The sequence below is a fragment of the Megasphaera indica genome, from assembly GCF_046614755.1.
Taxonomy (GTDB): domain Bacteria; phylum Bacillota; class Negativicutes; order Veillonellales; family Megasphaeraceae; genus Megasphaera; species Megasphaera intestinihominis.
The window spans coordinates 69217-81522 of sequence record NZ_JBKKJR010000006.1; the positions used below are offsets into that span (position 1 = coordinate 69217).

A 12306-nucleotide genomic window follows, 5' to 3' on the forward strand; every position below is an offset into this window, starting at 1 on the left:
TGAAAAACGATGTGACCAATCTCTGGCGGGCGCCCCACGTGGGCGCCCCTACGATCATCGTCCGCTTTCGCGGCACGCTTTGGCCAGCCAATGGGCGATGTCGAAGGTCGTCTGGCCTTCTTTGAGCTGCCAGTGCCAGTTGCCGTCGGCGACGCCCGGCGTGTTCATGCGTCCCGACGACGGCAGGGCCAGGAGGTCCTGCATAGGGATGATGACTGTTTCGGCCCGGCGGCGGTAGGTATAGGCGATGAGGGCGCCGACGATTTCCTGCGGTGCCGCTTCATCGGACAATCCTAGCATCTGGCGGACGTGGAGCTGCTGGCTCGGCGTCAGGTCGTCTTCATACCAGCCGCGGATAGTGTTGTTGTCATGGGTCCCGGTATAGGCGATGCAGTCCGGCTCGGTATCGAAGGCCAGGCGGCCGTCGGCCCGGTCCTTGAGGTGGAACTGGATGACCTTCATGCCCGGCAGGTGCAGGGCGTCTTTGAGGGTGCAGACATCGTCAGTGATGACGCCCAGGTCTTCGGCGACCAGGCGCAGCCGGCCGATTTTCTGGTAGACCGCCCGGAAGAGGTCCAGGCCGGGCCCTTCTTTCCAGGCGCCGCTCTTGGCCGTTTCCGAACCGGCCGGTACAGCCCAGTAAGCGGCAAAGCCGCGGAAATGGTCGACCCGGACTTCGTCGACGAGGTCCATCATGCGGCGGAAGCGGTCAGTCCACCACTGGTAGTTGTCCCTGGCCATGGCCTGGTAATCATAGAGGGGATTGCCCCAGAGCTGGCCGTCGGCACTGAAGTAGTCAGGCGGGACACCGGCGACGGACGACGGATTCCCTGCTTCATCGAGGTCGAACTGGTCCTGATGGGCCCAGCAGTCGGCACTGTTATGGGCGACGAACATGGGCACGTCGCCGAGGATGGACACGCCGTTTTCAGCGGCATAGGCCCGGACATCGTGCCACTGGCGGCTGAAGATGTACTGCATGAATTTGACATGCGATACGGCGCCGGCCAGCTCCTTGCCATACTGGGCCATGGCGGCCTGGCTGTGGTGGCGGATATCTTCCGGCCATTCTGTCCAGCAGCGGCCGCCGAAGAAATCGCGGACAGCCCGGAAGAGGGCGTAGTCGTCGAGCCAGTAGGCATTCTTTTCACAGAAGGCCCGGAACGGTTCCCAGGGGATGGTCAGGTCCGGATCATGGGACATATCCCAGAGGAGTTTGGCCTTATATGCGGCCAGGCTGTGCCAGGACGCAGTCTTTTTCCCCTGAGCCAGGAAATCATCCAGGGCTTCCTGTTTCAGCCAGCCCCAGTCGCGCAGGACTTCCAGGGAAATGAGGGCTTCGTTGCCGGCAAAGGCCGATTCCGACAAATACGGCGAATCGCCCATGAGGGGCGGCGTCAGGGGCAGGATCTGCCAGACCCGCTGGCCGGCGGCCTTGAGGAAGTCGACGAAGCGGTACGCGGCCGGCCCTAAGACACCGTTGCCGCAGGCAGCCGGCAGGGACGTCGGATGCAGGAGGACACCGGCCCGCTTGGTCCCGGCATCTTTCCCCTGGAGGATGACCGCTTTCAACGGCGGCAAGGTCAAGGTGAAGCGGCTGTTCACCGTCGTGACCGGCGTCATGCGCGGATGGAGGGCATTGGTCAGTTTGCCGTAAGCCAGGCCGTCCGTATAGATGCTGATAGTCCGCAGGGCCGATGGATTGCGGTTCATGGCGATGATGAAGAAACCGTCTTCAGCGGGCTTGCCGAAGACATCCCGTCCCCCTTCGATGACCCGGGCAAAGGCAAAGACGTCGCCATCGGCATAGAGCGGGATGAAGCGGCCCGTCTGTAAAGCGTCGTGTGCTGTCCGCAGCCGCGTCAGGGCCTTGGTCCAGGCCAGGAGGTCCAGGTCTTCATGGCCCCAGGGATAGGTCCGGCGGTTGTCCGGGTCCTTGCCGCCCGTGACGCCCACTTCGTCACCGTAATAGATGCACGGCGCGCCGGGCATGGTCATCTGCCAGGCTGTCAGCAGTTTCAAGCGCTTCCGGCCCGTTTCTTCGGCTGTCGCCACGTCCGTGCCGCCGGCCCTGGTGAGGACCGTCAGGATGCGTTCGATATCGTGGCTGCTGATGAGGTTGAGCATGGCATAGAAATTTTCGGGCGGGTAATTTTCAATGAGCCGTGTCAGTTCGGCATTCATGCGCCGCGCATCTTTGACGCCGGTCATGAAATCGATCATCAGGGAGCGCTGGGCGTAGTTCATGGCGCTGTCGATATCGTAGCCGCAGAGGTATTCCCGCTGTTCGCTGTAGCTGACCTTATTCGACGCATCTTCCCAGACTTCGCCGAGGAGGACGGCATCGGGCTTTTCCTCTTTCAGGGTGTGGTAGAACTGGCGCAGGAAAGGCACGGGCAGCTCGTCGATGACGTCCAGGCGCCAGCCGCTGATGCCTTCGTTCAGCCAGTATTTGAGGACGCTGTCTTCGCTGTTGATGATGAAATCCATGTACGACGGCGTCGTTTCTTCTACGTCCGGCAGGTCCGATACGCCCCACCACGATTCATAGTCGTCGGGATAATGCTTGAAGCGGTACCATTCATAGTACGGCGACTCCTTCGACTGATAGGCGCCGACGCCGGGATAGTTGCCGAAGCGGTTGAAGTAGATGCTGTCGGCACCGGTATGGCTGAAGACGCCGTCGAGGATGATATGGATGCCTTCTTCCCTGGCAGCCTGACAGAATTCGGCGAACTCTTCATTCGTCCCCAGCATGGGGTCGACGCGGAAGTAATCGGCCGTGCCGTAACGGTGATTGCTGGAGCTTTCAAAAATCGGGTTGAGGTAAATGGCCGTAATGCCCAGTTCCTTGAGATAGGGCAATTTTTCCCGGATGCCGGCGATGTTGCCGCCGAAAAAGTCGTAATAGACGATGTCGCCCTGGCCTTCGCGCTTGCAGTAATAGGGCACATCGTCCCAGTCGCTGTGGATGACGGCGCCCTTCTTGCCGTAGAGGCGGCCCGACGTATGGGTGCCGTGGCGGAAGCGGTCCGGGAAGATCTGGTAGACGATGGCGTGCTTGAACCAGTCCGGCGTATGGGCGTCCTTATCGTAGACCGTGACCTGATAGGCCGGCGGCACATCGGGATATTTGGCCCCTTCGCCGCCGAGGCGGTCGTAGTTGTTGCCATAGTAGAAAGTCCTATGGCCATCGTCGATGATGAAATAATACCAGAGCAGACAGCCCTTGGGCGGAATGGTGACGATGCCCGTGAAGATGCCGTCTTCATAACTCATGGGTACAAAGGATTCGCCGACATTGCTCTGCCACAGGCGGATGCGGGCCCGGCAGTTCCCGGCATCGCTGCCGCTGGCGCGGAGGCGCAGGATGAGCCGGCTCCCGGAAGGAACGGCCCCAAAAGACGAGCGGTAATAGAATTCGTGAGAGTTGTGGTACAATCGTAAGTCCATAAGCGTTCCTTTCGTGGTTGGGGAAAGTAAAAGAGGCTGTCCATGAAGACAGCCTCTTTTTGAGTATTAAGTTTGCAGTTTGTAGTGAATGGTTTTAAATTTAAAGTCATCTGCTACAAACTAAAAACTCCGTACTGCAAACTATAAGTCAAAGGGACTATGCATAATGGCAGAAGCCTTCATGCGACAGTCCCTTTTGAGTTTGCAGTTTTTAGTTTTTAGTGAATAGCTGGAAATGCAAAGCCAATTTCTACAAACTACAAACTCTGAACTACAAACTGTCTTTTATTGTTGTAATACTTTTTCGTACAGGTTCTGGTAGGCTTCGGCCGAGCGGTCCCAGCTGTAGTCGCTGGTCATGGCGTTGCGGACGAGGATATCCCACAGGGCCGTGTCTTCATAGTAACCCATGGCTCGTTTCGTCGTGAACAGCAGTTCGTGGGCGTTGAAGTTCGGGAAGGTCAGGCCATTGCCCTGTTTGCTGTATTTATCGAAGGGATGGACCGTATCCTTGAGGCCGCCCGTTTCGCGGACGATGGGGATGGCGCCGTAGCGCAGGGCGATGAGCTGGCTCAGGCCGCACGGTTCGTACCGCGATGGCATGAGGAACATGTCGGCAGCGGCATAGACCTTGTGGGCCAGGGCTTCGTTGAAGGTGATGTTCGCCGATACCTTGGTCGGATGGCGGCGGGCCAGTTCGCGGAAGGCTTCTTCATAGCCGGCATCGCCCGTCCCGACCAGGACCAGCTGGACGTCGTCGTCGACGAGTTCATCCATGATGCGCGTGATCAGGTCCAGGCCCTTGTCTTCGACGAGGCGCGTGACCATGGCGATCATGGGGACGCCCCGCTTGATGCGCAGGCCCAGTTCGGCCCGCAGGGCATCTTTATTTTCCCGCTTGCCAGCCCGGGCGTTGGCGACGGAATACTGGCGCTTGATATACGGGTCCGTTTCCGGATTGTAGACGTCGATGTCCAGGCCGTTGATGATGCCCGTCACCTTTTCCCCATTGTCGCGGATATAGCCATCCAGGCCTTCGCCAAAGTACGGATAGGTGATTTCCTGGGCATACGACGGGCTGACCGTCGTGATGTGGTCGGCGTAGACCATGCCCGACTTCATGTAGTTCACGCAGCCGTCACATTCCAGGCTGCCGTTGTCGAAGAGTTCCTGTGGCAGGCCGATGATGTCGCGCATGATCGACGGCGGATAGATGCCCTGGTATTTCAGGTTGTGAATGGTATAGATGACTTTGATTCCCTTGTAGAAGTCATCGTGCCAGAAGTCTTCTTTGAGGAAGACGCCCATGAGGCCCGTATGCCAGTCGTTGCAGTGGATGATGTCCGGCTTGAAGCCGATCTTGGGCAGCATGGTCAGGACGGCGCGGCAGAAATAGGCGAAGCGTTCGTCGTCATCGCCGTAGCCGTAGAGGCCGTCGCGCTTGAAATACCATTCGTTGTCGATGAAATAGACGGTCACGCCGTCCTGCTTGATTTCTTCGACGCCGTAGTAGAGCTGGCGCCAGGCCAGGTTCACGATGCCTGTCGTCACTTCTTTCATCTGCTTCTTCGCTTCTTCAGCGATGCGGCTGTATTTCGGAATGACCAGGCGGACGTCCATGCCCTTCTTGGCTAAAGCCTTGGGCAGTGCGCCCATGACATCGGCCAGCCCGCCTGTTTTGATAAATGGCACTGCTTCTGAGGCCACAAATAATACATTCATCGTATGTCCCCCACTTTCCCTAAGTACCGTATCAGGCGTCTGCTTCCTTTTTGGCAGGACGCCCAGTTCTTCTCTTTCTCGTTGCAGCAGTCTTCTTTTCAGACGCTGCCGTCTTGGCTTTCCCTTTTCCACGGGTCGTCGCCTTCTTTCCCGGCGCCTTGGCCGTTTTCTTTACCGTATCGTCGGCAGACTTATCGGCTTTCACTGTCCGGCGGCGCCGCGGTTTGGTCACTGCTTTTTTTTTAACACTCCCTGTCAGCTGCAGGTAAATCGTCGCCAGCGGCGGCAAGGTCAGTTCCAGGGACTGGTCCATGCCGTGCATGGGCACATCCTGGGCCTCGAATTCGCCTTCATTGAGGACGTTGGAGCCGCCGAAGGCCGTGGCGTCACTGTTGAAGACTTCAACGTACGTCCCTTTCCGGGGGACGCCGAAGCGGTACGAATGGCGAACGACAGGCGTGAAGTTGCAGACGACGACGGTCATGTCCGTTTCGTCCTTACCCGTACGGTAAAAGGCGATGACGCTGTTGTCGCAGTCGTCGCAGCTGATCCACGAGAAGCCCGACCAGTCGCAGTCTTCTTCCCAGAATTCCGGATGGTCCACATAGTACGTATTCAGGCTGCGCACGTAGTCGTGCATGGCCTTGTGCATGGGATACTTGAGGAGGTGCCAGTCCAGGCTGTCATCGTATTTCCATTCGATGAACTGGCCGAACTCGCTGCCCATGAACAGGAGCTTCTTGCCCGGATGGGACATCCAGTAGCCGTAAAAGGCGCGCAGGCCGGCGAATTTCTGCCAGTAGTCGCCAGGCATCTTGTCCAGGAGGGAATGTTTGCCGTGGACGACTTCATCATGCGACAAGGGCAGGATGAAATTTTCTGAAAAAGCATAGCATAACGAAAACGTAATCAGGTTGTGATTGTCCTTGCGGAACAGCGGGTCCAGCGACATGTAGCGGAGCATATCGTTCATCCATCCCATGTTCCATTTGTAATTGAATCCCAGTCCGCCGACGTCGACGGGCTTGGTCACGAGAGGCCAGGCCGACGATTCTTCGGCAATCATCAGGGCCTGAGGGTATTCCTTGAAGACGGCCGTATTGAGATGGCGCAGGAAGTCGATGGCTTCCAGGTTTTCCCGGCCGCCGTACTTATTGGGCTGCCAGTCGCCGTCGGCATGGCCGTAATCGAGATAGAGCATGTTGGCGACGGCGTCGATGCGCAGGCCGTCGATGTGGAACTGGCTGATCCAGAACAGGGCACTGGAAATGAGGAAGGACTGGACTTCCGTCCGGCCGTAGTCGAAATTCATCGTGTCCCATTCCTTGTTTTCTGCCAGCATGGGGTTGCCCGATTCATAGCACGGTTCGCCATCGAAATGACGCAGGCCGTGGGCGTCGCGGCAAAAATGCCCCGGTACCCAGTCGAGGATGACGCCGATGCCGTTGCGGTGGCAGAGGTCGACGAGGTACATGAAGTCTTCCGGGCTGCCATAGCGGCTGGTCGCCGAGAAATACCCCGTCCCCTGGTAGCCCCAGGAACCATCGAAGGGATATTCGCACAGCGGCATGAGCTCGATGTGGGTATAATTCATCTGTTTGACATAATCGACCAGCTGGGGCGCGATATCGCGGTACGACAACATTTCGCCGTCTTCGCCGCGGCGCCACGAGCCGAGATGGACTTCGTAGGTCAGCATGGGCTTACGGTACGAATCGTAAGCACTGCGGCTGTCCATCCATTTCTTGTCGCGCCACGTGTAGTGGAGCTTGGTCAGTTTCGATGCCGTATTGGGACGTACTTCCGACCAGAAGGCATAGGGATCGCTCTTTAAGATGCGTTCGCCTGACGCCGTCGTAATGGCGTACTTGTAGATGTCCCCTTCCTGGAGGCCGGCAATATGCGTAACCCAAATGCCGTTGCCGCAGCTGCTCCGTTCCATGGGATTGGCATCGGCGTCCCAGTGATTGAAATCACCGACGACGCTGACCTGCTGGGCGTGAGGCGCCCAGACGGCAAAGCGCACGCAGGGCTTGCGGCGCAGGACCGTGAAATGGGCCCCGAACAGACGATAACTGGCGTAGTTCGTACCCTGATGATACAAGAAGGTACTGTACTCGTCGATTGCACTGAGTTTCATATCTTATCCTCCTGATTCTTAGTTAGTGTTTGACCGGCTTGATGCGCCAAATGTCATCGGCGTACTGCTGGATCGTCCGGTCGCTGGAGAAGTAGCCGGACTGGGCGATGTTGACGACGCTCGAATGACACCATTTCGTATGGTCGCCGTAGCGTTTGGCGATTTCCTGCTGGGCCTGGCAGTAGGGCTGGAAGTCCTTGAGGACGAAGTATTCGTCGTTCCGGTCGAGGAAGGCCGAGTAGAGCATACCGAAGTGGTCCCCGCCGATAGAGCCGTCGACGAGGGCATCCATGAGGCGGCGGATGGCGGCGTCGTCGCTGTACATCTGCCACGACGAGTAGCCGCCGTGGATGTAGTAGTTCATGACTTCGTCAGCCCGCAGCCCGAAGATGACACAGTTTTCGTCGCCGACCTTGCGGTGGATTTCGACGTTGGCCCCGTCCATGGTCCCCAGGGTGATGGCACCGTTCATCATGAACTTCATGTTGCCCGTGCCCGACGCTTCCTTGCCGGCTGTCGAGATCTGTTCGCTCACGTCAGCAGCCGGGAAGAGGAGCTGGCCTAAGGAAACATTGTAGTTTTCCAGGAACAGGACCTTCATCTGCTTGTTGACCTTACGGTCGGAATTGACCATATGGGCGACGACGTTGATGAGGCGGATCGTTTCCTTGGCTTCGCCGTAGCCGGCAGCGGCTTTACCGCCAAAGAGGAAGGTCCGCGGCGTGATCTTGAGTTTCGGGTTATCCTTCAAGAGGTAGTACAAGTGCAGGATGTGCAGGATGTTCAAGGTCTGGCGCTTGTACAGGTGGATGCGCTTGATCTGGATGTCGAAGATCGAGTCCGTCCGCACGTCTGTATCGTAGCGGTCGCGGATGTAGCGGGCCAGGATTTCCTTGCGTTCCTTTTTGACCCGCGTCAGCTGTTCCTGGAAGGCCGGGTCGTCGGCAAAGGGCATGAGGTCCTGGAGCTTCGACGGCGTCCGGCGCCAGCTGTCACCGATGGCATCGTCGATGAGCGACGCCAGCTGCGGATTGGCTTCGATGAGCCAGCGGCGATGGGAAATGCCGTTGGTCTTGTTCGAGAAGCGGTGCGGGAAGCACGTGTAGAACTGGTGCAGCGTCGAATCCTTGAGGATCTGCGAATGGATTTCGGCGACGCCGTTGACGCTGTGGCTGCCGAGGACGGCCAGATGAGCCATGTGGACCTGGCCATCCCAGAGGACGGCGACGTCGCGGGCTCTCGATTCATCGCCCGGATAGAGGCTGCGGACTTCTTTGAGCCAGCGGTTGTTGATTTCTTCGACGATGAGGTAAATGCGCGGCAGCAGTTCCTTGAACATGGGGATGGACCATTTTTCCATGGCTTCCGGCAGGATGGTGTGATTCGTATAGGCCACGGTGCGGACCGTGATGTTCCAGGCCGCATCCCACGATATGCCTTCTTCATCCATGAGGATGCGCATCAGTTCCGGGATGACCAGGGCCGGATGGGTGTCGTTGATGTGGATGGCCACATAGCGGTCGAATTTATAGATGCTTTCGTGATATTTCTTCTTATAATGGCGGACGATGCTCTGGAGGCCGGCCGATACGAAGAAGTATTCCTGCATCAGGCGCAGGCGGCGGCCGTCTTCATTGCTGTCGTCAGGATAGAGGAAACGGGAAATCTGCTGGACACTGTCCTTGTAGCGGAAGGCCCGGCGCCGGTCGCCGATGGACAATTCCTGGTAGAGCTGTTCCCGCGAATATTCCGCCCGCCACAGGCGCAGCGTGTTGACCGTATTGTTGTGGTAGCCGATGATAGGCACATCGTACGGTACGGCGCGGACAGACGAATACTTTTCGTGGACACATTCCAGGTTGCCGTCTTCGTCAGGACGCATATAGGCGTTGCCGCCAAAGCGGACATAGACGGCCTTGTCGACTTTCTTGACTTCCCAGGGATAGCCGTTGACCAGCCAGTTATCGGGCAGTTCGACCTGCTGATTGTCGACAATGCGCTGGTTGAACAAGCCGTACTGATAGCGGATGCTGTTGCCATGGCCCGGCAGCTGCAGCGCTGCCAGGGAATCGATGAAGCAGGCAGCCAGCCGGCCCAGTCCCCCATTCCCCAGGCCCGGATCGCGTTCGGCCTGGATGACCTTATTCAGGTCCCAGCCCAGGTCTTCCAGGCCCTGGCGACAGATGTCGTCCATATCGATGCCCAGGAGATTCGATTCCAGGAGGCGGCCGATGAGGAATTCGATGGAGAAATAATAGACTTGCTTAACCTTCTGTTCGGCATAGATTTCATTCGTGCGGATCCAATCTTCACTTACCAGATCGCGGATCATATAGGCGATGGTCTGATAGACTTCATTCAAGGTCATGTCCCGCAGATCTTTTTCCCACAAGATGTGAGCTTTCTCGGTAAATAACTTTTTGAATTCTTCCTTATCCTGCCATTTTTTCATATTGTCTCTAACCCCTTTGTAGTTGCATTCAGCGGACTGAACGTTTACCAATGCACAACGGGTTGTCGTGGCTGCCGCTCAACACGGCTTCCGGCTGGATGACCGTATTCTTGTCGCATACGACGTAATCGAGCTGAGCGTCATCGCCGACGACCGAGTGCTGCATGATGATGCTGTTGCGAATGACAGCATTTTTTCCGACCTTGACGCGGCGGAAAAGAATCGAATTCTCTACGTGGCCTTCGATGATGCAGCCATTAGCTACGAGAGAATTGGAGACATGCGATTCTTCCATGTATTTGGCCGGCGCTTCGTCCTTGATCTTGGTATAGATGCGGTGATCCATATCCTTGAGGAGCAGTTCATGCCAGATGCGGCTGTCGCGCAGGTCCATGTTGACCTGGAAGTAGGAATTGACGGAATCGATCCGTTTTGCATATCCCTGATAATTATAGCCGAAAATCCGCAGGCGGTCTACATTGCGCTGGAGCACATCGGTAATAAAATGGGTATATCCCTGGGCATAGGCCCGACGTATGCAATGCTGGAATACATCGCAGTCGATGAGGATTCCCCGCTGGTATAAGTTGTCGCCGGCTTTGACTTCCGGCTTGGCTTCGATGGCCGTGACCCGGTCCTTGCAGACATCGTCGATGGTCAGGACATAGCCTTCGCGGTCGAAGTCGTATTTCTGCTGCTGATAGATGAGGGTGACGTCGGCGTTGTGATGACGATGGAAGTGGAGGACCTTGTCATAGTCGATGTTCTGGACCATGTCGCAGCCCGACAGCAGGGCGTAGCGCTTGTTGGCCCGCTGGACGAAGATGAGGTTCTTATAATAAGCACTGATGTCCCCTTCTACGGGATGTTCGATATCCGCCCGTTCTTCCGGCAGATAGAACAAGCCGTCGCCCTTGTGGGCCAGGCCCCATTCCTTGCTGGACCGGATGTGGTCCAGGACCGACCGGGACTGACTGGAGAGCAGGAGGCCGACGTTTTCGATGCCGGCGTTGACCATATTGGAAAGCGTGAAGTCGATGAGGCGGTATTTGCCGCCGATGGGCAGCGTCGACAACGGGCGCGTGTCGTTGATTTCCTGCAAGGGATGGTCTTCGCGCATATTGATGAGGCCGATCATATTACTATTCATAACTAGTGTTCCCCTTTCGCTGTAACTTGTTCTGGTTTCAATTCCCCTTTGCGTCCCAGTACGGCGACAGACCCGTCTTCATTGTGGAGGACGGCGCCGGGATAGATGTGGCAGCGTTCGCCCAGGATGGCCTTGTCGACGACGGCATTTTCTTCGACGACAGAGCCGGGCATGATGACGGAATTGGTGACTTTCGCCCCTTCTTTGATGGTGACACCGTAGAAGATGACCGAATTGCTGACAGTCCCGAAGATTTCCGAGCCTTCAGCGATGAGGGAACTCTTGGCCGAGCCGTTAGGCCCGATGAGGTGCGGCGGGAGACTCTGGTTGCCCGAATAGATGCGCCACTTGCTGTCGCGCAGGTCGATAGGCGGTTCGTCGGCGATGAGGTCCATGTTGGCCTGCCACAGGCTGTCGATGGTGCCGACGTCCTTCCAGTAGCCTTCAAAGGGATAGGCATACAGCGGGACCTGGTCGGCCAGCATCGCCGGGATGACGTTCTTGCCGAAGTCGTGTTCCGACTTTTCATCCTTGGCATCGGCCTTGAGGTACGATTCCAGGACGTCGCGGTCGAAGATGTAAATGCCCATGGACGCCAGGTTGCTTTCGGGCTTGGCCGGTTTTTCCTGGAACTTGGTGATGCGCATGTTTTCATTGGCGACCATGATGCCGAAACGGCTGGCTTCATCCCAGGGGACGCGGATCGTGCCGATGGTGACCTTGGCGTGGTGTTTCTTGTGGAAATTGAGCATCTTGTCGTAGTCCATGGAATAGATGTGGTCGCCCGACAGGATGAGGACGTAATCGTCGCCGATCATTTCCACGAAGTTCAAGTTCTGGTAAATAGCATCGGCTGTGCCGCGGTACCAGTTGGAACCGCCGTCGCTCTGATACGGCGGCAGGACGTACGTGCCGCCCTTGGTCGAGTCGAGGTTCCACGAGCTGCCGTTGCCGATATACCAGTTTAGTTCCAGCGGCTGATACTGGGTCAGGATGCCGACCGTATCGATGCCGGAATTGCGGCAGTTACTCAGTGGGAAGTCGATGATGCGATATTTTCCGCCGAACAAAAGGCCCGGTTTAGCCTGGTCTTTGGTCAGGACGCCCAAACGGCTTCCCTTCCCGCCGGCCAAAATCATGGCCAGGCAATTAGATTTTTTCATAGAAGCTCCTCCTCACTTGACTGGGACCCGGCCGCTTCGCTTATGGTTTCAGTATGTATGATAATGGACATCGTGTCGTCAGACGGCGGGTCTTGGATTTAATAGCGTACCGTATACGCATATAATATACGCTATCATATAATATACGCTATAAAGTATTTTATGATTATATTATTAATTATACACCAATTCTGTCAAGAATTTAAAGGGCTAACCGCCAAAAAAT

At 56.9% G+C, this 12306-nt stretch carries 6 protein-coding genes; all 6 read right to left on the reverse strand.

The window, feature by feature from the left end; translation table 11 throughout:
- Positions 1-54: 54 nt before the first annotated feature.
- The 6 genes from malQ to ACFCTO_RS04940 all read right to left on the reverse strand — a co-directional run bounded on the left by malQ (position 55) and on the right by ACFCTO_RS04940 (position 12080).
- Positions 55-3453 carry a 4-alpha-glucanotransferase gene (gene malQ, locus ACFCTO_RS04915; protein ID WP_499876473.1) on the reverse strand — a complete coding sequence of 1133 codons (3399 nt, stop codon included), beginning with the start codon at positions 3451-3453 and terminating at the stop codon, positions 55-57.
- 285 nt (positions 3454-3738) lie between these two features.
- The gene (gene glgA / locus ACFCTO_RS04920; protein ID WP_499876474.1) at positions 3739-5175 is read right to left on the reverse strand and encodes a glycogen synthase GlgA; all 1437 of its coding nucleotides are present in this window, start codon (positions 5173-5175) and stop codon (positions 3739-3741) included.
- Positions 5176-5206: 31 nt separating this feature from the next.
- Entirely contained in the window at positions 5207-7315 is a 2109-nt protein-coding gene (gene glgB / locus ACFCTO_RS04925; protein ID WP_294024024.1) for a 1,4-alpha-glucan branching protein GlgB, read from the reverse strand.
- A gap of 22 nt (positions 7316-7337) precedes the next feature.
- Positions 7338-9767, reverse strand: coding sequence for a glycogen/starch/alpha-glucan phosphorylase (locus tag ACFCTO_RS04930; RefSeq protein WP_499876475.1), 2430 nt, complete (start codon positions 9765-9767; stop codon positions 7338-7340).
- Between the two features lie 28 nt (positions 9768-9795).
- Complete coding sequence (glgD, locus tag ACFCTO_RS04935) at positions 9796-10917, reverse strand: glucose-1-phosphate adenylyltransferase subunit GlgD (protein ID WP_499876476.1); 1122 nt, start codon at positions 10915-10917, stop codon at positions 9796-9798.
- 2 nt (positions 10918-10919) lie between these two features.
- Positions 10920-12080, reverse strand: coding sequence for a glucose-1-phosphate adenylyltransferase (locus ACFCTO_RS04940; RefSeq protein WP_499876477.1), 1161 nt, complete (start codon positions 12078-12080; stop codon positions 10920-10922).
- Positions 12081-12306 lie beyond the last annotated feature (226 nt).

Bases quoted from the DNA above. Each gene is read 5' to 3' on its own strand.
- malQ (WP_499876473.1), bottom strand. From the start codon at position 3,453: ATGGACTTACGATTGTACCACAACTCTCACGAATTCTATTACCGCTCG.
- glgA (WP_499876474.1), bottom strand. From the start codon at position 5,175: ATGAATGTATTATTTGTGGCCTCAGAAGCAGTGCCATTTATCAAAACA.
- glgB (WP_294024024.1), bottom strand. From the start codon at position 7,315: ATGAAACTCAGTGCAATCGACGAGTACAGTACCTTCTTGTATCATCAG.
- ACFCTO_RS04930 (WP_499876475.1), bottom strand. From the start codon at position 9,767: ATGAAAAAATGGCAGGATAAGGAAGAATTCAAAAAGTTATTTACCGAG.
- glgD (WP_499876476.1), bottom strand. From the start codon at position 10,917: ATGAATAGTAATATGATCGGCCTCATCAATATGCGCGAAGACCATCCC.
- ACFCTO_RS04940 (WP_499876477.1), bottom strand. From the start codon at position 12,080: ATGAAAAAATCTAATTGCCTGGCCATGATTTTGGCCGGCGGGAAGGGA.